Origin of the sequence: Streptomyces mirabilis (assembly GCF_039503195.1) — a bacterium.
In the GTDB taxonomy this organism is placed as follows: Bacteria; Actinomycetota; Actinomycetes; order Streptomycetales; family Streptomycetaceae; genus Streptomyces; species Streptomyces mirabilis_D.
Genome location: NZ_JBCJKP010000001.1, coordinates 10514160 through 10533593 on the forward strand (window position 1 = coordinate 10514160; position 19434 = coordinate 10533593).

At 70.1% G+C, this 19434-nt stretch carries 18 protein-coding genes and 4 pseudogenes; 11 read left to right on the top strand and 11 right to left on the bottom strand.

Features of this window, described 5'->3' with window-relative positions; translation table 11 throughout:
* Positions 1-311 precede the first annotated feature (311 nt).
* Positions 312-1592 carry a bifunctional pirin family protein/GNAT family N-acetyltransferase gene (locus AAFF41_RS47960; protein WP_319752727.1) on the bottom strand — a complete coding sequence of 427 codons (1281 nt, stop codon included), beginning with the start codon at positions 1590-1592 and terminating at the stop codon, positions 312-314.
* A gap of 77 nt (positions 1593-1669) precedes the next feature.
* On the opposite strand from AAFF41_RS47960, the gene AAFF41_RS47965 reads away from it, so the two are divergent.
* The 3 genes and pseudogenes from AAFF41_RS47965 to AAFF41_RS47975 all read left to right on the top strand — a co-directional run bounded on the left by AAFF41_RS47965 (position 1670) and on the right by AAFF41_RS47975 (position 3532).
* Complete coding sequence (locus AAFF41_RS47965; protein ID WP_343326058.1) at positions 1670-2155, top strand: carboxymuconolactone decarboxylase family protein; 486 nt, start codon at positions 1670-1672, stop codon at positions 2153-2155.
* A 74-nt stretch (positions 2156-2229) separates the two neighbouring features.
* Positions 2230-2977, top strand: a pseudogene (locus tag AAFF41_RS51995) (aldo/keto reductase); the annotation flags it as partial.
* Between the two features lie 69 nt (positions 2978-3046).
* Positions 3047-3532 carry an aldo/keto reductase gene (locus AAFF41_RS47975; protein WP_319752746.1) on the top strand — a complete coding sequence of 162 codons (486 nt, stop codon included), beginning with the start codon at positions 3047-3049 and terminating at the stop codon, positions 3530-3532.
* A 13-nt stretch (positions 3533-3545) separates the two neighbouring features.
* Here the strand turns inward: AAFF41_RS47975 and AAFF41_RS47980 are convergent, their stop codons facing one another.
* Positions 3546-4943: a hypothetical protein gene (locus tag AAFF41_RS47980; protein WP_343326059.1), complete on the bottom strand. Its 1398-nt coding sequence runs from the start codon at positions 4941-4943 to the stop codon at positions 3546-3548.
* A complete protein-coding gene (locus tag AAFF41_RS47985; RefSeq protein WP_319752745.1) occupies positions 4940-6166 on the bottom strand; it encodes a bifunctional glycosyltransferase family 2/GtrA family protein in 1227 nt (408 codons plus the stop codon). The genes AAFF41_RS47980 and AAFF41_RS47985 overlap by 4 nt, the downstream gene beginning before the upstream one ends.
* A 35-nt stretch (positions 6167-6201) precedes the next feature.
* On the opposite strand from AAFF41_RS47985, the gene AAFF41_RS47990 reads away from it, so the two are divergent.
* A complete protein-coding gene (locus AAFF41_RS47990; protein ID WP_343326060.1) occupies positions 6202-6876 on the top strand; it encodes a hypothetical protein in 675 nt (224 codons plus the stop codon).
* Between the two features lie 13 nt (positions 6877-6889).
* On the opposite strand, the gene AAFF41_RS47995 is transcribed toward AAFF41_RS47990, so the two are convergent.
* Positions 6890-7396: a SigE family RNA polymerase sigma factor gene (locus AAFF41_RS47995; RefSeq protein WP_343326061.1), complete on the bottom strand. Its 507-nt coding sequence runs from the start codon at positions 7394-7396 to the stop codon at positions 6890-6892.
* Between the two features lie 353 nt (positions 7397-7749).
* A complete protein-coding gene (locus AAFF41_RS48000) occupies positions 7750-8271 on the bottom strand; it encodes an HAD domain-containing protein (protein WP_319752744.1) in 522 nt (173 codons plus the stop codon).
* 377 nt (positions 8272-8648) lie between these two features.
* On the opposite strand from AAFF41_RS48000, the gene AAFF41_RS48005 reads away from it, so the two are divergent.
* Both AAFF41_RS48005 and AAFF41_RS48010 read left to right on the top strand, forming a co-directional pair.
* Positions 8649-10184, top strand: coding sequence for an AMP-binding protein (locus tag AAFF41_RS48005; protein ID WP_319752722.1), 1536 nt, complete (start codon positions 8649-8651; stop codon positions 10182-10184).
* Positions 10185-10307: 123 nt separating this feature from the next.
* A pseudogene (locus AAFF41_RS48010) lies at positions 10308-10425 on the top strand (transposase); the annotation flags it as partial.
* Positions 10426-10471: 46 nt separating this feature from the next.
* Here the strand turns inward: AAFF41_RS48010 and AAFF41_RS48015 are convergent.
* The 3 genes and pseudogenes from AAFF41_RS48015 to AAFF41_RS52005 all read right to left on the bottom strand — a co-directional run.
* Positions 10472-11467, bottom strand: coding sequence for a quinone oxidoreductase family protein (locus AAFF41_RS48015; RefSeq protein ID WP_343326062.1), 996 nt, complete (start codon positions 11465-11467; stop codon positions 10472-10474).
* Between the two features lie 324 nt (positions 11468-11791).
* Positions 11792-12268, bottom strand: a complete 477-nt coding sequence (locus tag AAFF41_RS52000; RefSeq protein ID WP_425526214.1) for an aldo/keto reductase — start codon at positions 12266-12268, stop codon at positions 11792-11794.
* Positions 12217-12630, bottom strand: a pseudogene (locus AAFF41_RS52005) (aldo/keto reductase); the annotation flags it as partial. The gene AAFF41_RS52000 and the pseudogene AAFF41_RS52005, both read right to left, overlap by 52 nt.
* A gap of 137 nt (positions 12631-12767) precedes the next feature.
* Here AAFF41_RS52005 and AAFF41_RS48025 point away from each other — a divergent pair.
* A complete protein-coding gene (locus tag AAFF41_RS48025; RefSeq protein WP_319752720.1) occupies positions 12768-13202 on the top strand; it encodes an ankyrin repeat domain-containing protein in 435 nt (144 codons plus the stop codon).
* A 76-nt stretch (positions 13203-13278) separates the two neighbouring features.
* Here AAFF41_RS48025 and AAFF41_RS48030 read toward each other — a convergent pair whose 3' ends face one another.
* Complete coding sequence (locus AAFF41_RS48030; protein ID WP_343326063.1) at positions 13279-14241, bottom strand: alpha/beta fold hydrolase; 963 nt, start codon at positions 14239-14241, stop codon at positions 13279-13281.
* Between the two features lie 284 nt (positions 14242-14525).
* Between AAFF41_RS48030 and AAFF41_RS48035 the strand changes: the two genes are divergently transcribed.
* Positions 14526-15116 (top strand): TetR/AcrR family transcriptional regulator, encoded by a 591-nt coding sequence (locus AAFF41_RS48035; protein ID WP_097288280.1) that lies wholly within the window; start codon positions 14526-14528, stop codon positions 15114-15116.
* Between the two features lie 252 nt (positions 15117-15368).
* Here AAFF41_RS48035 and AAFF41_RS48040 read toward each other — a convergent pair whose 3' ends face one another.
* Positions 15369-15719 carry a VOC family protein gene (locus AAFF41_RS48040; RefSeq protein ID WP_095850307.1) on the bottom strand — a complete coding sequence of 117 codons (351 nt, stop codon included), beginning with the start codon at positions 15717-15719 and terminating at the stop codon, positions 15369-15371.
* Positions 15720-16700: 981 nt separating this feature from the next.
* Between AAFF41_RS48040 and AAFF41_RS48045 the strand changes: the two are divergent.
* Together AAFF41_RS48045 and AAFF41_RS48050 are read left to right on the top strand one after the other, a co-directional pair.
* A pseudogene (locus AAFF41_RS48045) lies at positions 16701-16871 on the top strand (methylmalonate-semialdehyde dehydrogenase (CoA acylating)); the annotation flags it as partial.
* A 62-nt stretch (positions 16872-16933) separates the two neighbouring features.
* On the top strand, positions 16934-17614 hold the full coding sequence (locus AAFF41_RS48050) for a tellurite resistance/C4-dicarboxylate transporter family protein (RefSeq protein ID WP_319752718.1): 681 nt from the start codon (positions 16934-16936) through the stop codon (positions 17612-17614).
* A gap of 24 nt (positions 17615-17638) precedes the next feature.
* On the opposite strand, the gene AAFF41_RS48055 is transcribed toward AAFF41_RS48050, so the two are convergent.
* Entirely contained in the window at positions 17639-17875 is a 237-nt protein-coding gene (locus tag AAFF41_RS48055) for a hypothetical protein (RefSeq protein ID WP_319752717.1), read from the bottom strand.
* Positions 17876-18246: 371 nt separating this feature from the next.
* Here AAFF41_RS48055 and AAFF41_RS48060 point away from each other — a divergent pair, with 371 nt between their 5' ends.
* A complete protein-coding gene (locus AAFF41_RS48060; RefSeq protein WP_343326064.1) occupies positions 18247-19428 on the top strand; it encodes a GlxA family transcriptional regulator in 1182 nt (393 codons plus the stop codon).
* Positions 19429-19434 lie beyond the last annotated feature (6 nt).

The following is a 19434-nucleotide window of genomic DNA, read 5'->3' on the forward strand; positions in this document are numbered from 1 at the left end:
GGAAGGGCGGACAAGCACACGGATACTTCGGCGAGGTCACTACAAAACCGTCGCCGACGGTCTGGCGCAGGTCGAGGGAGGCGTACGGGTTCTGGACGACGAGCCGGATGTGGCCACGTCGGATACCGGCTGCGCCCCGGTCGTGCCGGCTACGGCTGGCTCTCCACAGCGGCGACTTCCCCGGGTTGGCCCCCCACCGCGACCCCGACGACAACCCGTGGCTCACCCTCCGGCCCGGCTTCCGCCCCCGGCCTCACGCCGGCGCCCGCGCGCCGGCGGCTCGGCCGGGGAGCGGTGGCAGAGGGTGTGGGTCAGCCCAGTTGCGTGTCCAGCCACGCCTGGACCTCGGGGGTCACGGGGTCGGTGATGTCGGCGAACTCGTCGTGCTTCTTCAGGAACTTCGCGACGTAGGGGCACACGGGCACTATCCGCATACCGAGGGCGCGCACGTCGGTGAGCGCGTACTCGACCAACCGCGCGGCCAGGCCCTGCCCGGCGAAGGCGTCGTCGACTTCCGTGTGGAAGAAGACGCGCTGTTCACCGCGGTCGCGGTAGGCGGTGAGGCCGGCGCGCTTGCCGTCGACCAGGATTTCGTAGCGATGCCTGGCGTCGTTCCGCTCGACGGTCGGAGCGGCGGGAGACGACTCGGTCATGAGGTGCCTTTCGGATGCGGGTCGGCGACGCGGCGGGTTGCCGCGCGGCGAGATGGTGGCGTGCGGAAGAACGGGAGCGGGAAGGCGGTCCCCCGGGTACCCCTCGACGGCGCCGAAGCGATCGGAGGCGTTCGCCCAGTCCTCCCGGGCGCGGACGATGTCCTCATGGCTACGGCCGATGAAGTTCCACCACATGACGATCTCCTCCTCGAACGGGGTTCCGCCGAGCAGTACGGTGCGAGCCGGGTCGTCCGACTCGTTCACCAACGTCAGAGTTGCGGTTCCGGCCTGGGCATAGCCCAGCTCCGCCGGACGCAGCAGGGTGTCGGCCATCCGGACGTCTCCGTGGTCGACGAGCAGCCCGTGCTCGAAGTCGGGGTTCACGGCGAGCGTGACCGCCGCACGCGGCTCGAGGACGACCTCGGCGCCGAGCAGGGGTGTGAAGGTGCGCACCGGGGACTCCTGACCGGCGAGGGAGCCCAGGAAGACCCTGATCTCGGCCCCGTGGATCCGCAGGGGGACGGGGACGTAGTGCTGGAAGTCCCGCTCCGCGTGCCGGTGCTCCTCGGGCAGCGCCACCCACAGCTGGACGCCGTGCAGGACCGTGGTGCCCGGGGTGGACACCTCCGAGTGGCTGATGCCGTGCCCGCCCGTCATGAGGTTCAGCTCGCCGGGCCGTACGTACGCGTGGCTGCCGAGGCTGTCGCGGTGCTCGATCTCCCCGCTGAACAGCCAGCTCACCGTCTGCAGTCCGGTGTGCGGATGCGGGGCGACGTCCATGCCGCCCGTCCCGGCGATGTCGTCGGGACCGTAGTGGTCGGCGAAGCACCATGCTCCGATCAGGGTCCGCGCGCGCTGCGGCAGCGTGCGCCGCACGGTCATCGCGCGCGGGCCGCCCAGGGGTACGTCACGTGGAGAGAGAACGTCGACATCGCTCACCGGGGACCGCCTTCCGTCACCATGATAGTTTCAGATTCAACAATGATACTCGCAGCATAGTAGGACGGAGTCCGGGGTTGAGCAGCCACGCGACAGGAACCGCGACGCAGCGGATCTTCATCGACAAGCAGAGCCCGAAGGCCTACCACGCACTGGTCCAGACGTCGGAAGCGGTGCGCGCGACTGCCGCCGACGCGGGGCTCGACCGGGCCGTGGTGGAGCTGATCAACCTCCGGGTGTCGCAGATCAACGGCTGCGCCTACTGCCTCAACGTGCACACCCGGGCCGCCCTGCGTGCGGGCGAGACGGCGCAGCGGCTCGGCGTGCTGGCCGCCTGGCGGGACACCGAGCTGTTCACTCCCGCGGAACGCGCGGCCCTCGCGCTGGCGGAGGCGACGACCGAGCCGACCGACGCCGCCGCCGCGCAGGAAACCGCCTGGGCGGACGCCCGTGACGTCCTCACCGACGACCAGATCTCCGCGGTGATCTGGGTGGCGATCACCATCAACGCGTTCAACCGGGTCTCGATCATGAGCAAGCATCCGGTGCGTACGGAGCGCTGATCCCGCAGGCGAGGCGGGGACGGCTCTGGGGCGGCGTCACCGGTCAGTCCCGTCAGCATGCCGTCCGCAGGTCGATGAGTTTCGCGGACGGTGGTGGACCGATCCGGCGCGGGCGGACAGCCACCGTTCGGCGGAGTCTCGCCCTTGGCGCCCATCCCGTAGTCGTGACGCACACGAGTCCGGTGGGAGCGCGGGGTCCAGCGTCCCGGAGCCAGGCTCCGCAGGAACAGCCGTACCGACCGGAGTACCGGGTCTGGGGCGACTACGACGGGCGCGGGCTGGTCGTCCGCTCACCCGAACCGGTCGATTTCCATCCCACGCACAAGACGGTCGACGTCGTGTCCGTCGACTCGCTGCTCGACGCCGCCGCCCACGCCACCGTGGCCACCCGGACCGTGGGCGTGCACCCGGCGCACCGCAAGGCCGAGCTGCGCGACCGGTTGGCCGGCGCGGGCGTCCAGCGCGTCGTGAGACTGGGCAGCGCCCTCAGCGGCAGCATCGGCAATCCGCACGACGCGATGTATCCCCTGCGCCGGTTCGCCAACTGGGTGGTCGAGACGATGCCTGACTCCATGCGGTCGCGCCTGCTCGGCCGGTCCGGCCTGCGCGTCAGCGAACTGTGCCTGGGCACCATGACGGTCGGCACCGAATGGGGATTCGGGGCCGAGGCAGCGACCTGCCAGGAGATCTACGCCGCCTTCCGCGAGGCGGGCGGCACCTTCCTCGACACCGCCGACGTCTACAACGACGGGGCGAGCGAACGAATCGTCGGTCGTCTCGTGGCGGCCGAACGCGACGCGGTCGTCCTCGGTAGGGAGTTCACCCCGCCGACCGACAGGAACGTCCCGAACTCCGGCGGCAGCCACCGCAAGAGCCTGCCCCGCAGCGTCAATCGCCGAACTCCGCGGCTGGAGTGCCTACTGCGTCCTGCGGATCGAGTACTCCCTCGCCGCGCGGTCGCCGGACCGCGAACTCCTGCCCATGACACGGTCGCTCGGACTCACCGTGACCGCGTGGAGCCCCCTCGCGCGCGGCCCGCTCACCGGCAAGCGCCCTCCGTCCCGGCTCCCCGCCTCCCGCCGACAGGCCCTGGACGCCGTCACGGGGATCGCGGCCGAGACCGGTCTGACGCCCGTGCGGGTCGCCCTCGCCTGGGTGCTGGGCCAAGGGCTCCTGCCGGTGCTCGGCACCCGCACCCTCGCCCAGGTGCACGACAACCTCGGCGCACTCGCCGTACGGCTCGACGGCAAGCAGCTCGAACGGCTCGACGCCGCCACCCGGGTCCGCCGGGAGTACCCGTACGACTTCCTGTACGACCGCCGCACCGCGCTCGCGCCACCGGAACCGGTACCGGTACCGAGGGATCGCGATCGCTGAACATCGATGGTGGTTATGGAACGCCGAGTTCGAACAGGGCGTACCCCGCGTAAGAGCCGGAGGCGAGCGCGGCGATTCCGAGGACGGTGCACAGCACCGGCGTACTGAGCCGCCGCAGGGCGACGGCGCACGGGATGAACAGGGGGAAGGCCGGGAGAAGGTAGCGGGAGATGTTTCCGAAGATCTGCTGGCTTCCCAGAACGAGCGCGATCGTCAGGAGGGTGTGGACGACGAGGACCGCCGGCGGGCGGAGCCGGAACAGCAAAGGCAGGACGATCAGGGCCAGCAGGACCGTGCCTACGCCGATGAGGTCTTCGTAGGGGTAGGCGAAGAGGTAGTCGAAGTGACCCACCGGGAGGGACGTGAACACGTCGAGGGTGTGCTTGCCGTAGTCGAACGTGTGGGCCCAGGCGCCTTCCTGGAGCTTGAAGTACCCGCTGTAGTCGCCCATCCGGTATCCCACCCAGCCGAGGTAGCCGAACAGGCCGAGGGGGGCGATCGCCACGGCGACCAGTGGGCGCAGCGCCTTGATTCGACGCCTCTTCCCGTCCGGGCCGGGAGCGTCTCCCCAGCGGCGGACCTCCCGCCGTTGCCGATGTACGGCCAGCAGCGCCGCGACGGTGAGCGCCGCGATCAGCGCGGTGGCCGTCGGACGAGTGAGACCCGTGGCACAGGTCAGGATGCCGGCGGTGATCCAGTGGTGGCGCATGACGGCGTAGCAGGCCCAGGCTGCGAGGGCGACGTAGAGAGACTCCGAGTAGCCCGACCACTCCATGCCGGATCCCGGCCACACGGCCCAGAGGCCGGCTGCGGCGAGCCCGGCCCGCCGTCCGCCGATCCGTGCGGTGACGGCGTGGATCGCCAGGGCGGCGACGAACGAGGCGGCGACCGAGACCAGCAGGCCGGCACCGAACAGACCCAGGCCGGTGCAGGAGGAGACCAGTCGCATCAGGGCGGGGTACAGCGGGAAGAACGCAGCCGAGTTGCCCTCGATGGTGATCAGGCCGCCCGCCCCGGGTACCGGGACGAGCGCGGGGTGGTAGCCGTGCGCGGCGATCTGCTGGTACCACCAGCCGTCCCAGGTGGCCAGGACGTCCCAGGCGTGGGCGCCGCCGCCGAAGCGGGGGTCCTTCTTGCGGAAGTCCCCGGAGGAGTCCAGCAGGTACATGAAGACGCAGAAGCCGATGAGCTTCAGCGCACCGTACAGCGCGAGCACCGGACCGTGCTGCTCGGCCGCCCGGCACAGGCGCGCCCACCGCTGGTGGGCGGTCGAGGTGAGGGAGGTGGGGGAGGGAGACGGGGCCGGGGGCACACCGGTGGTGTACGGCGGTTCCGTGGCGGGCGAACGGCCTTCGGCGTGGAGCCCGTTGCCCTCGTACGACGGAGCGTTCGCGAGGTGCGGGTCGTTCATCGGGGCTCGGCTCCTGTTCCGTTGCCGCGGAGGGCGGCGGTGAACACCCAGGCCCGCAGGAGCAGGAAGCGCAGCAGCGTCGCGACCAGGTTGGCGATGACGAGCACCGCGACTTCCGTGGGCCGCGCGGGCCCCGGTGCCCAGCGGTGCAGCGCGGCGAGCGAGCCGCTGGTGAGCGCCAGACCGAGGCCGAAGACCACCAGACCCTTGGCCTGCTGCCGCAGCGCTCCGCCCCGCCCGCGCAGCCCGAAGGTGAGCCGTCGGTTCGCGGCGGTGTTCGCGACGGCGCAGATCAGCAGCGCCCACGCGTTGGCGCTCTGGGGCCCCGCCACCGGGCGCAGGGCCGAGTAGAGGAGGACGTACCCGACGGTGCTCACCACGCCGACGGCGCCGAAGCGCAGCAACTGGGCGGCCAGTGGGCCCGGTGGATCACCTTCGGTGGCACGCCGCAGCCCCGCCGTAGGGAGCGTGCCACGGGCGAGCGCCCTGCCGATCCTGGCGATGCCGCGCAGGTCGGCCATGGCCGTCGAGACCAGATCGACGCGGCTGTCGGGGTCGTCCACCCAGTCGACGGGCACCTCGTGGATGCGTAGCCCGGCCCGCTCGGCGATCACCAGCAGTTCGGTGTCGAAGAACCACTCCGAGTCCTCCACCAGGGGCAGCAGCCGCTCGGCGACGTCGCGCCGGACCGCTTTGAAGCCGCACTGCGCGTCGGAGAAGCCGACGGCGAGAATGGATCGCAGCAGGACGTTGTAGCAACGGGAGATGATCTCCCGTTTGGGACCGCGTATCACCCGGGAGCCACGGGCCAGACGGGTGCCGATGGCTATGTCGGAGTGTCCGGAGATCAGCGGGGCGACCAGCGGGAGCAGCGCGTTCAGTTCGGTGGACAGGTCCACGTCCAGGTAGGCCAGTACCGGAGCCCGCGAGCGAGACCAGGCGACGCGCAGGGCACGGCCACGCCCCTTCTCGGCCAGCCGTATCCACTCGGCCTCCGGCAGTTCGGCGGCCAGCCGGGCCGCGATCCGCGGAGTGTCGTCGGTGCTGGCGTTGTCGGCGACGGTGATGCGGAACGGGTACGGGAACGTCTCCCGCAGATGCGCGTGCAGCCGCCGCACGCTCGGCTCCAGATCCCTCTCCTCGTTGAACACGGGGACGACCACGTCCAGTACGGGTTCCGGGTGGTTCGCCGGCAGCGGCAGGCGGAGCGGCAGTCGGTCCATGGGCAGTCCCGTCGCGAGGTTCATCGGGGCGGACCGTGCGGTCTTGGTCATGGTTCGTCCAGGTTTCTGTGCTGTCGAAGGGCATACCGAAGGCGCTCACGGCGGAGCTGCGATCGGGGAGTAACGCCGGGGCGGAGCAGGGACAAGGGGCGGCGCGGAAATTCAGTGGGGGAGCGGCCGGGACGGCCGGCCGTGCGCTCGGCGGCTACCCGGTGCCGGTCGCGCTGACGAAGGACGAGGGCTCGTCTGTCGTCGTCGGCGGGGACGACGGCGTGACGCTTCCGCTCGGCGTGGCCGGGACGGTGGCCGGCGGACCGGCAGGCGCGGTCCCGGAGGGCGCGGTGCCGACCGAGTTCGAACTCTCTGTCGCACTCTGTGTCGTGATCGGTGCCGTGGGCGTGGTGGGGACCGACCCGGTAGGGCTGGTGCTGGGGGGTTGGGTCGCAGACGGCGTGATGGTCGCGGAGGAGGAGCCGGTCGAGGGCCGCGGCACGGGGGCCTGGGGCTGGTCGCGGTCCGGCGCGTGTGGCAGCAGGACCAGGCCTACGCCGAGCCCGGCGGCCACCAGCACGGAGCCCACGGCCTTCTGCGCCGCGCGGACCCGGCGGCGGACGAGTACTCCCGTCCTGAGCCGGTCCTGCTGTGCGGGCTCAAAAGGGGTGTACTCCTGGGTGTCGCGCATCATCCGCGCCAACTCCCGCTCGAAGTGATCCATGCTTCCCTTCACCCCACCGGCTCGATGACATCGGCCAGGATCTGACGCAGTCGCGCCACACCGCGTGACGCGTGGGACCGGGCGGTGCCCAGCGGGCATCCCAGAACCTCCGCGACCTGTTTCTCGGGCAGGTCCTGGTAGTAACGCAGCACGACGGCGGCCCGCTGCCGGGGCGGCAGCTCGGCGAGGGCCGCTTCCAGCCGCGTCCGCTCCACCACGGCGGCGGACTCGTCCCCCGTCTGTGCCAGGTCGGGCAGCTGCTCCACGGGCCGCTCACCCCACCACCGCCGACGGGCGGAACGGGCGGCCGCGCGGGCCAGGACCTTGCGTACGTACGCCTCGGGCGCCTCGTCCGCGACCTTCGGCCAGACGAACCAGAGCTTGACCAGGGCTTCCTGGAGCAGGTCCTCGGCACGGTGCCGGTCACCTCCGCAGAGCAGACGGGCGAGGTGGAACAACGCCGACCAACGGGCCGCAACGAACCCGTCGAAACTCTCGGCCTGAGCCCGTTCCATCCGCACCGTCCCCGCACTTGCCAGCTTCGTACACCTGGAGAAAGACGTTGGTGAGCACCTCGCTATGCACTTCCGGCGCGTGATGCGGGTCACGTACGGGGAGGAGACCGCGGGGTGGGCCCGCCCCGGCTTCCCGGTGATCCGACCAACAGGGCACGGATGCGGCGCGGTTGCCCATCGCTCGGCTCGCGTCAGGTGCCAACGGGGCGGAATGGGATCCGTACTTGAAGGACGACCATCGGTGATCCGCGGTTCTGCCGCGCGAATCGGACCATGCCACAGGCTGGACGGGCCCATACCGAGGTGGGGCCCGGCGATGGGCCGACGGCTACCTCACCTGCTCGACGGGGGAGTCAGAACAACCGCCTCAGCCAGGACCCGATCACCGCATAGTCGTGATCAGTCAGACCACGGCGGGGGTCGACCCGGTGGAGCAGGGCGTTCGCTGGATGGTGAGCGGCGACCCACGCCCGATCGGAGTCGGTGATCTCGTCGTCGACCCAGACGAACGGGCGTCCCGCCGCCCATTCGACAAGGGTGCGGGTCTTCCAGTGCAGTCCGTTCCGCTCGTCCTGATCATCGATGTCGGACGGTTCCGGCCAGACCACCACAGGCAGCTGCGGCAGACCGATGCGCGGGGCGATGCACTCGTTCGCGTCAGCCATCCATGTCGTGGCCCAGACCACCTCGCACGCGAGCGCCGCCAGCCGAGGCCCGTGCTCGGGATCGAGTCGGGCCAGGAGCGGATTCGCATCGACATCGAGCGGTTCGAGGCAGCCGGTATGGGCCGGATACTGCCCGGGCGCCGCACCGAACGGGATGAGCGGTCCGTCGACATCGAGAAACAGCAGCGGACGCTGCGGAGAACCAGTCACGCCGGCACGATAGCCGCGGATCACAACGGGGACCGGACCGTGCGCGGCGCCGGCACCGCTCGCCGGCAGGGTCGAGCGCCACGATCGTCGACAACACCGTCGCGGGGCCTCGGCGACTGGCGACCGACGGGATCGGGTTCGCGGCCGGCGCGGTCGGGCACGTCACGCGGAGTACCGTCAGCATGGCCCTGCAGGACGGTTCGCGCACCGTACGCGACGACCGGACCGGAGGCGGTTTCGGGGCGTCGCGGTGGTCGCCGCTTCGGCCGACACGGTCGGGTGGTACGGAGTTGTTCGCAGGGTGTCGGACGGCTTGTCGGGATACGCGAGGCGTGGCGGGATAGAGGCTCTGTGTCGTTCAACCTTCGGAGGCTGTGATGATCGTCCCGTTCGGGGTCCGTGATTTTCTGGACCGTGCCGTCACCGTGTATGCCGACCGGGTGGGTGTGGTGGACGAGCCGGACCAACCGGCCGAGGTCTGGGAGGGGCTGACGTACGGGCGGGTGGGGGAGCTGGCGCGGGCTCAGGCCGCCGGACTGGATGCGCTGGGTGTGCCGCTGGGCGCTCGCGTGGCGGTGGTCTCGCCGAACAGCGCGCGGCTTCTGACGTCGTTCTTCGGTGTCAGCGGTTACGGGCGGGTGCTGGTCCCGGTCAACTTCCGCCTGACGGCGGACGAGGTGAGCTACATCGTCCGTCACTCGGGGGCCGATGTGCTCCTTGTCGACCCGGAGTTGACGGAGCGTCTGGCCGATGTCAGCTGCAGGCACCGTTTCACGCTCGGCGCCGCAGCCGACGCCGAGCTGTACCGCTTCGGCACTGCCCCGCAGGCCTGGGAGCCGGACGAGAACGCCACCGCGACCATCAACTACACCAGTGGTACGACGGCCCGCCCCAAGGGGGTGCAGATCACCCATCGCAACATCTGGGTGAACGCGATCACCTTCGCGTTGCACGCCGGGGTGACGGACCGGGACGTGTATCTGCACACGTTGCCGATGTTCCACGCCAACGGCTGGGGCATGCCGTTCGCGATGTCGGCGCTGGGCGTGCCACAGATCGTGCTGCGCAAGGTGGACGGGGCCGAGATCCTGCGTCGGGTGGCCGAGCACGGGGTGACGGTGATGTGCGCGGCGCCCGCGGTCGTGGGGGCGGTGCTGGCGGCCGCCGAGTCCTGGCAGGGGGAGATCCCCGGCCGTGATCGGGTGCGGATCATCGTCGCGGGCGCTCCGCCGCCGACCCAGACGGTCGCGCGCGTGGAGTCGGAGCTGGGGTGGGAGTTCATTCAGATCTACGGCCTGACCGAGACCTCGCCACTGCTGACCGTCAACCGTGCCCGCGCCGAGTGGGACGGCCTCGCCGCTGCGGAGCGGGCGGAGAAGCTGGTGCGCGCCGGTGCTCCCGCGCTGGGCGTGACGCTCAGGACGGACGCCGAGGGTGAGATTCTCGCGCGCTCGAACGTGGTTCTGGAGGGGTATTGGGAGCAGCCGGAGGAGAGTGCGCGGGCGTTGTCCGGGGGCTGGTTCCACACGGGGGACGGGGGATCGATCGGCGAGTACGGCCATCTGACGATCAGTGACCGCAAGAAGGACGTGATCATCACGGGCGGGGAGAACGTGTCGTCGATCGAGGTCGAGGACGTCCTCTTCAGCCATCCGGCGGTGGCCGAGGTCGCGGTGATCGGGGTGCCTGACGAGAAGTGGGGCGAGACCGTGAAGGCGCTGGTGGTTCTTGCTCCCGGCGCGCGGGTGACGCAGGACGAGCTGATCCGGTTCTGCAAGGAGCGTCTTGCCGGTTTCAAGGCGCCTACTTCGGTCGAGTTCCGGGAGGAGTTGGCGCGTACGACGACTGGCAAGCTCCAGAAGTACAAGTTGCGGGAGCCGTATTGGGAGGGCCACGAGCGGGGCGTTGGCTGAGCTGTGTCACAGGGCTGGTGCTGGTGGGGGTGCTCGGTGACGTAGAGGGCGACGGGTGTGCTGCTGCCGCAGCCCGGCCACCCGCTCCGGGAACACCACCACCGCCTTTCGCACCGGACTCCCCATCGAAGATGCGTCAACGGGATCCCGCACCGGCATCGCACGGGGGGCGTGGCGAGATCTGCCGGTGCGTTTCGGCAAGTGGAGAACGGTGTACGAGCGGCGTCGGCGCTGGTCGTCGATCGTTCCTGGAAGTGAGGCGCCCCGTCGGGCACGTTGACGTGGGGTCAGGTGGGCGAGACAAGGATTTTGCCTCGTCCTGTCCCGGTTTCCAGGAGGTGGTGTGCCTTCGCCGCCTCGGCCAGGGGCAGGGTCCGCGTCACCCCGGGACGGATCCACTCCGCCGCGAGCAACCGGAGTGCTTCGCCGAGGTGGTCGCCTATCCGCTCGGGAGCCCGACGAGCGAGGTCGCCGATGTTGAACCCGGCGATGGTCCGGTTGCCCTTCCACAAGTCCCACACCGAGGCCGTCCACTGCTCGTGTCGACCGAGGTCTCCGTAGGCCACCAGGCGGCCGAACGGCGCCAGCACGGTCAGGCTTTGCTCACGTATCGGCCCGCCGACGGGATCGAGGACCAGGTCCACGCCCCGGCCACCGGTCACCGCGGCCAACCGCTCCGCGAAGCCTTCACGCAGAAACACTCCGTCGTAGCCCAACTCGGCGGCATACGGAATCTTCTCCACCGAGCCGACCGTGCCGTATACCCGGGCGGCCCCCGGCTCCCGGGCCAGCTGCGCGGCCACAGAGCCCACACCCTCCGCCGCGGAGTGGATCAGCACATCTTCTCCCTCCCTCAGCCGACCGGCGTCCTTGAGCACACCGAAGGCCGTCGGAAAGACGCACGGCAGCCCCGCTGCCTGGGCCAGGTCTGCCTCTCCCGCCCCGGTGCGCCGAGACCTGACGAACCGTGTGTCCGCGGTCACCACCTCGGCGTAGCCGCCGAAAGCCGGTAGGTACGCCGCAATGGGCTCACCGACCTCCAGCCCGCTCACCCCCGCACCGAGCGCGGCAACAGTCCCAGCCACTTCCAGGCCGGGAACGTCCACTCCACCAGGCCGGTCCGGAGTGCCGAACTCGCCCCGGCGGTGCTGGATTTCCGCGAAATTGACGCCCGCGAAGGCGGCCCGCACAGTGACCTGGCCGGCAGTCGGCCACGGATCGGGCAGATCGAGCGTCTCCAGTACCTCGACGCCTCCGTTGACTCGGAACCCGACCGCCCGCATGCGACGCTCCCTCATCGTCACGGCCTTTCGGGTATGGGCCGTAGGGGAGCGGCAACCCGGGTGATGATCTTCGTATTCCCGTGCGGCCCAAGCCTCCGTCCACGACGGCCGCCCCGGCGGCCGACGCCGGATCAAGCTCAGCATCCCCGAATTTCAGGGCACCGTAGCCGTCACGGCGATCCGGCTCCGGCTCCGGGCGCGATGGGCTGCATGGGGCCCTCAGCCCTGCGTCAAGTCACGCCGCTCGGCCGCGAACCGCCGGGCCAGGGAGACACGCCGGACAGGGACTGAGGACTGGTCGGCGCATCATGGTTCCGGTGATCGTCAGACGTGTACTGGTGCCCGCTCGTCCAAGAGGCCTTCACTTCGCAGATCGTCCCAGACCTGAGCCGGGATCTCCGGGCCGAACGCCGCCATGTTGCGGCGCACTTCGTCGGCGGTGCGCATGCCGACCACGATGCCCGAGACGGCGGGGTGGCGGAGCGGAAAGGCCATGGCCAGCTCCGGGAGCGTCACACCGTGTGTGTCGCAGACATCGGCGATGCGATGCGCGCGCTCCAGCGTCCGCGGCGCGGCGGGCGCGTAATCGAAGGTGGCACCCTCGGCAGGTCGCGCCGTGGCGAGCAGCCCGGAGTTGAAGACCGATGCCGCGAGTACCGAGACCCCCCGGTCCGTGCAGGCGGGCAGCAGTTCGTCGAGGGCTCCGCGTCGTGCAGGAACAGCATGTCGATACGGTCGACGCCCATCCGCTCGAGCGAGTCCTCCATGCTGCGCAGAATGCCGTCCCGCGTGAAGTCCCACACGCGACGATGTGTGGCGGGCACCATGAAGCTCTCGTCCATCCGGCCCGCCGGGTCCTGCGGGACCAGCAGCCGACCGACCTTCGTCGACAACGTCACCTCCTCACGCGGCTTTCCGCGCAACAGCCCACCGGTGCGGCGCTCGGAGTGTCCGATGCCGTAGTGCGGAGAGGTGTCGAAGTAGCGGACCCCGCTGTCCCAGGCTGCCTCAAGGGCTCCCGCGGCGGTCTCGTCGTCCAGCGGAGCGAAGAGTCCCCCGAGTGGTCCGCCACCGAAGCCCAGTTCCGTGACCTGCACCTTGCTCTTCCCAAGCCGGTTTCGCCTCATCCACCGTTCCCCTCGTGCGGCTGGCGACGCGACCATCCTGCCGCGCCCCGTGCCACGTTCCCAAGGGAAATTTCGAGCTCGCGGTCCGCTACGCGACAACCATGCTGCTCGCGGCCATCAACGGGTGGATATGAGTGGCCCCGCCACGCGCCCGGTCGCTCACCTCGGCCGTCATGAACCAGCGGCAGCAGAAGAAGCTCTCCCGCCGTCTCTTCGAAGCGATTCTGGTGCGTGACACCGCCCGCGTGAAGGCGGTTCTGAGGGCTGGGGCCGACCCGGAACGAGCCGCCAGCGGGGGCACCACCCCTCTCTACGAGGCATCCGTGAACGGGGAAGCCGAGATCGCCCGCGTGCTCCTGGCGGCCGGGGCCTCCCCTGACACCGAGAGCAGCGGACTCGGCGCGGACGGCACACCTCTGTGCGCGGCCGCATGCTGGGGGCACGGCGAGACAGTGCGCGAACTGCTGGCGCACGGCGCCGATCCGCATCTCCGAGAAGATCACGGCACAGGCTGGTCACCACTGGAGTGGGCACTCAAGGGCTCTCGTCCCGAAACTGCCGCTCTCCTCACCACGGCGGGCGCGACGCGCCGCGAGAGCACCACGTAGCACCACCGTTCGCCGTCACGGATCCCACCAGCACCATGGACCTCAAGAGCCACCTCAGGCCGGGCTCAGGCCGGGCTCAGGCACAGGCCCTGAGGAATTCGATGAGCGCCGCGCTCACCTCGTCCGGGCGTTCCTGCTGAGTCCAGTGTCCACAGCCGGCCAGCTTGAGGGGCTTGCGCCAGAGGTTGGGCATGAGGTCGGGAAGGCGCTCGATGAGTTCGGGAGTGCCGGGGAACGCCGGGACCATGTCGCGGTCGCCGTAGATGTACAGGGCGGGCCGGGTGACGACGGCGCCGTGCCAGGGAGCGGTCAGTTCCCAGTTGCGGTCGACGTTGCGGTACCAGTTGAGGGCCCCGGTGAAGCCTTTGGAGAAACTCTCGGTGAGCGCGTCGAGATCGTTCTCGGTGAACCAGTCCGGCAGTACCTCGGGGTCCGGCATGGTCGCGAGCCAGCCCCGCTCGGGGTCGACCAGCGGCTGCCTGCCCTCGTGGGCGCCCGGAGCGTCGCCGGAGGCCGAATAGAAGAACTTCCGCAACGCGGTGCGGGTGTCCTTGGCGAACTCGGCGTCGGCGACACCGGGGCGGTTGAAGTAGTTCCAGTAGAAGCGGCCTTCGAACCTCTTCTCCATGGCGGCCAGCGGAGGTTCCGTCCCCCGGAACGGGGGCGGCACGCTCAGACCCGCCACCCCGAGCACCATGTCCGGTCGCAGCAGCGCGGTGTGCCAGGCGACCGGCGCGCCCCAGTCGTGCCCGACGACGTACGCCTTCTCCTCGCCCAGGGCGTGGATCAGTCCGACGACGTCGCCGACCAGGTGGAGGATGGTGTACGCGTCGACGTCGTCGGGATGGTCGCTGCGTCCGTAGCCACGCTGGTCGGGGGCGACCACGCGGAAGCCCGCATCGGCCAGAGGGCCGAACTGGTGATGCCAGGAGTGCCATGACTCGGGGAAGCCGTGCAGGAGGACTACCAAGGGGCCGTCGCCTTGTTCGGCGATGTGCAGCCGAACGCCGTTCACGTCAACCATTCGATGCTCGACCATGTGCGTCAGGGTACGTGCCGTGATCTTCGGGCTGGGCTCACCGGCAGCCCGCCTCACTCGTGTCGCGGCGAGCCGGCGAAGCGACTGGCTCACCGGCGGACGGGGTCAGGCCGGCGCACAGGCCGGTCGGCGAGTGCGCGTCTTTCGTCCGGGCGGAGCCTGTCGACGGCGGACGGCTTGGGTGCCGGTCCCGGGTCTGCCACAATGCACGAAAACGGAACTTTGCTCCGTAGGAGATACGAGGCACTGTTCCGTTTCGCAAGTCTCATGGAAGGATCGCCGCGGTGAACGACAGCGGTCAGGGCGCGGGAAGTGCAGCGGGATCCCAGCGCAAGGATGCCCGGCGGAATCGACAGAGCCTGCTGGACGCGGCCGCCGCAGTCTTCGTCACCTCGGGCGTAGAGGCGCCGGTGCGCGACATCGCGGCCAAGGCCGGTGTCGGGATGGGCACGATCTACCGGCACTTTCCGACACGGGCGGACCTCATCATCGCGGTCTACCGTCACCAGGTCGACGCCTGCGCCGAGGCCGGTCCGGTTCTTCTGGCGAGCTGCGCCAGTCCATACGCCGCGCTGGGGCAGTGGATCGACCTGTTCGTCGACTTCCTGGTCACCAAGCACGGTCTCGCTGCCGTGCTGCAGCCCGACAACGCCGGTTTCGACACGCTGCACGCCTACTTCCTCGACCGGCTCGTGCCCGTGTGCAACCAACTGCTCGACGCCGCGGCAGGGCGCGGCGAGATCCGCTCCGGCCTCGAGGGCCTTGAGCTGATGCGAGGTGTGGGCAACCTCTGCGTCGGTGCGGACAGCGATCCGCGCTACGACGCACGGCGACTGGTCGGCCTCCTCATCGCCGGACTGCGCCAGCCGCAGTGACGATCGGCAGGGCATCCGACGCAGGCTGCCCCGCTCCAGTCGCGATCGGCGCGAAGCGCGAGATTTCCTTGGTACCGGACATGAGCGTCACCGCCGGCCAGCGACCCCTCCCCCTACGGATCGTTGCTCATCGGGCGAGAGGCTCGCCGCCCCAAGTGGTTCCCCTGACCGAGGAGTGCGACGGCGGTCGCGTCGATCCGCGCCCCCTGCTCGTGAGTGAGGTCGGGAACGAATCCCGAGTGCCGGGATGCCTCACAGGTCGGTAGCCCGCTCGTGGCGGGGCTCGTACAGGCCCACCTCGCCGCCACCCGGCAGACGGAACCTGGTCAGCCGCCCCCAGCGCGCGTCGGTGACGGGCTGCGTGAACTCCACTCCCTTCGCGGTCAGGCTCCGCACGGTCGCGTCGACGTCGTCGCACATCAGATAGAGCTCCTGTGTCTCCGGGCCGTCCGTGGGATGTACGGCGATCTCGGTCGGCGGAAGCTTGAAGATCAGCCAGCCACCTCCCACGTCGACATGCGGATACTCCAGGACATCCCTGAAGAAGACCCGGTCCGCTTCCGCATCACGGCTGTAGACGATGATGTGCCCACCATTGATCATGCGCCCAGGGTAGGTCCTGACACGGACAGCGCGGTGCTGCGTCGCCCCCCAGGGTGTTGCGGTTCATTGCCGGTCAACCGTCCGAGCAGAGCCAGTGGCGGGATCACCGACAAGTGGTCAACGGTGTGTCAAGGCGACTGCGGGCCGGTGCACACCAGACCCTCCACACCCGTCAGTTCGCCTTCACGGACCCGGTGCTGAGACGCCCGTACCGGTCTGACCACAAGGCGCCTTCCACATAGGCGCTCCTCTCGCCACCACCAGCCGACCAGCGGCGTGATGACGACCTGCGGGTTGGAGCGAGTGCCGATGGTTCTTGCTGGAGACGGCGAGGCGGTCCAGACGCGGTCGTCGCGGACTTCGAAGTCCCGAACACGGGCACCACCTGACTCGACGCCAGGTGGGTACGACACACCCCATGGCACGGCCGGTTCGACAACAGCCCGGCTTCTCCTGGAACAGGCAACCGAGCGCAACGTCGTACACCTCGACCCCTTCGTCGCCCTCGGTGGCGCGCGGCATACGGCCCTGGTCCACACGGTCTGGCCGCACGCCCGCACGCCGCTGGCCGGGACGCGCGGCATGGGCGAGCAAATGGCCCGCCTTGCAGCGATACGCGAAGGGCAAGCTCGGCACCGAGGGTGATGCCCTGTGCGCAGAGGCGGAGGAGATTCGGCCCTGAGCGGCCCTTTGAGTACCGGTCAACGGGCAGAGCGATGCGCCTCAGCCGTAGAAGCCGGCCCCGCCCCAGGCCATTTTCGAACACGTGGCGAACACGGCGGCGCTCGGCAGGCGGGTGAACCACGCCACAACCGTACGGGACCTGAGGGAGGCACTTCGGGCCGGGAGGCTCCGCAGCGCCTGCACGTGCAAATCGGCTCGGTAGCTTCGATGTCAGCAGCCCTACTCACACGGGCGTGGTGGGGCGTCCGAACAAGAACCGCGCCGCCCGCCGCCGTCATCCTTGAAGGAGTTCCGCCGATGAAGACCGTCAGCCACTGGATCAATGGCAAGCCGTTCGGAGACGCTTCAGGCGCCTCCGGCACCTGGGGCCCCGTCACCGACCCCGCGACCGAAGAGGTCACCGCGCAGGTTGCGATGGCCGGCACCGACGAGGTCGACGCTGCGGTCGCCGCGGCGAAGCAGGCGTACGCCACTAGGGCATCCCGCTCGCGCTCATCACCACCCTCAAGCGAGGCCCCTCGCTCGACCAGGTGAACGGCACCTGGTTCCTGTGGGCAGTGGGATCGGAGTCGGTTGCGGTCGCAGCGTCCTCGCTGGCCCGGGTGACCCCGGGACACGTACTGGCCGTGTTGGCGGTGGTGTGCTGGGCCGTCGGCATGATGCAGTACCTGCTGACCGCCGCACTGGTCCTGGCCCGGCTGCTGGCCCGACCGGTGCGGCCGGAAGGCCTCATGACGTCCGTGTGGATCTTCATGGGGGCGGCGGCGATCGCCGTGCTCGCCGGAGTCCGGCTGATCGCACTCCCGCTCGGCAGCACGATCTTGTCGCGTCCGCTCGTCATCGGGGCGTCCGTCGTCCTGTGGGCGTTCTCAAGCTGGCTGATCCCGCTCCTGCTGGCACTGGGCGTATGGCGGCACACGCTGGGCCGCATCCCTCTGCGCTACGAGCTCGGCTGGTGGAACCTCGTCTTCCCGGTCGGCATGTATGCGGTCACCACGCACGAGCTGGGACGCGCGACCACTACCTCGTGGATGACGAGCGTGGGCCGCTGGGAGGTCTGGATCGCCGCAGTGTTCTGGGCTGTCGTGTTCGCCGCCATGGTCGCCGCCAAGCTCCGGGCCCGTCCCACGACCGCGCACGGATCCGCCGGTGCGGGGCAGACGGCCCGCCCGCAGAGCACGGCCTCGACGGCGCCCGGGGCGCTGCCGTAGGGGCGGGGTCACGCTGTCTCAGTGTCATCCGGAGCGTTGCACGGGCCCTGTCATTCGGGCGCGCGCACGCTGCCGGACGGCATGGCGCAGGGAGTACCACGCGACCACCGCCCAGGCCGCGATGAGCAGGACGTACAGGACGACGGCAGTCCAGACGAACAGCTTCGAGCCGGTACGGGCGGCGAGCGCGCTGGTGCCGGTGACGCAGGCGCCGAGGGGATCGTCGCCGGGCGACCGGCAGGGGGCGTGGCTGGCTCTCACCGGCCGCCACGGAGACTTCGGCCTGTTGGCGGCCTCGACGCCGTGTCGAAGCACCGCTCCCGCCACAGAACAGCACGCGCCATGACGCCCTCGCACCAGGACATCGAGCACCGAGCAGACCCGTGAGACGTGCCGGCCGGATGCTGATGCCCTCATCCGAGCGTGTTGTGGCCGCATATGTGGCCATGACGCCACTGCAGGCAACCGCTGAAAGCGGGTGAGGCGCCGAAACTCGACGCCTCGACCCATACAAAGGAACGCAGCATCATCCCGCGGCGACGCGGACGGCGCTCAGCACGGGCGCGGGCGACGTCCCCGGGCGGATGATGGTGTCCCTCACTGTGGGTCCCAGCCCATTCGGGAGGCGCACGATGAAGGACAGGCCGACAGGCAGGAAGCCGCTGCTGGTGACCGTGCTGGTCTTCCCGGGCGTCCGGCTGCTCGACGTCACCGGTCCGATCGAGGTGTTCTCGACGGCCAACGAGTTCGGCGGCCGGTACCGCGTGTATATGGTCTCCTCGGACGGCGCCGACGTGGTCACCGCATCCGGCACCGGACTGCGCGTCGACCTGGCGGCCGCGCAGGTGCGCGGGGCCAGCGATGTGGTCATCATCCCCGGCGGCCCGGAGTGGCCGTCTCTCATCAAGGACGACGCCCTGCTGGACGCCATAGGGGAGCTCGACGCACGCAGTTGCCGCACCGCGTCCGTCTGCACCGGGGCGTTCCTCCTCGCCGCGGCCGGCCTGCTCGACGGACGCAAGGCGACCACGCACTGGCGCTTCGCCGACCAGCTGGCTCTGCGCTACCCGCAGGTGACCGTGGAGATGGACGCCCTGTTCGTGCGCGACGGCCACATCATGACCTCGGCCGGCGTCAGCTCGGGCATCGACCTCTCGCTCGCCCTGGTCGAAGAGCACCTCGGCGCCGATGTCGCCCGCGCCGTGGCCAAGGACATGGTCGTGTTCATGCAGCGGCCGGGCGGCCAGTCGCAGTTCAGTGTCCGTACTCACACCCCGCACGGGAGACAGGAGATGCTGCGCCGGATCCTGGACGCGGTCGCCGGGGACCCGTCCGCCCCCCACACCCTGGTTGCCATGGCACGCCGGGCGGGTGTGAGCCCCCGCCACATGACGCGCCTGTTCCACGACGATATGACCATGACCCCGGCCCGCTATGTCGAGCAGGTCCGCATGGAAGCCGCCCAGGCGATGCTGGAGGAAAGCGACAACCCCATGGCCACGGTGGCCCGGCGCACCGGCTTCGGGTCACCGGAGTCGCTGCGCCGCGCCTTCACGCGCAACCTGGACACCACGCCGGGGCCTACCGGGCACGCTTCCGTACCACGCACACCGCGGGCGACGGCAAACGCGCCTGATGCCCTGGAGGTGTCCGGCGAACACAGGCAATCGCCGGAATCCGACAGCCCGGCCTTGCCGGACGAGGCCGATCAGGCCTCCTCGATGGTCCGCCCCGGCGTCGGCTCCGCGAGCGCGGCCCGCCACGCGGGCGTGCCGAAAAGAGCGGCGAAGTACTGCGTCTCGTGCCCGACCTGATGGCCG

Excerpts from the sequence above, each read along its gene's own strand:
- AAFF41_RS47980 (WP_343326059.1), bottom strand. The coding sequence starts at position 4,943 with ATGAACGACCCGCACCTCGCGAACGCTCCGTCGTACGAGGGCAACGGG.
- AAFF41_RS47985 (WP_319752745.1), bottom strand. The coding sequence starts at position 6,166 with ATGGACCGACTGCCGCTCCGCCTGCCGCTGCCGGCGAACCACCCGGAA.
- AAFF41_RS47995 (WP_343326061.1), bottom strand. The coding sequence starts at position 7,396 with ATGGAACGGGCTCAGGCCGAGAGTTTCGACGGGTTCGTTGCGGCCCGT.
- AAFF41_RS48005 (WP_319752722.1), top strand. The coding sequence starts at position 8,649 with ATGATCGTCCCGTTCGGGGTCCGTGATTTTCTGGACCGTGCCGTCACC.
- AAFF41_RS48015 (WP_343326062.1), bottom strand. The coding sequence starts at position 11,467 with ATGCGGGCGGTCGGGTTCCGAGTCAACGGAGGCGTCGAGGTACTGGAG.
- AAFF41_RS48025 (WP_319752720.1), top strand. The coding sequence starts at position 12,768 with ATGAACCAGCGGCAGCAGAAGAAGCTCTCCCGCCGTCTCTTCGAAGCG.
- AAFF41_RS48030 (WP_343326063.1), bottom strand. The coding sequence starts at position 14,241 with ATGGTCGAGCATCGAATGGTTGACGTGAACGGCGTTCGGCTGCACATC.
- AAFF41_RS48040 (WP_095850307.1), bottom strand. The coding sequence starts at position 15,719 with ATGATCAATGGTGGGCACATCATCGTCTACAGCCGTGATGCGGAAGCG.
- AAFF41_RS48060 (WP_343326064.1), top strand. The coding sequence starts at position 18,247 with ATGAAGGACAGGCCGACAGGCAGGAAGCCGCTGCTGGTGACCGTGCTG.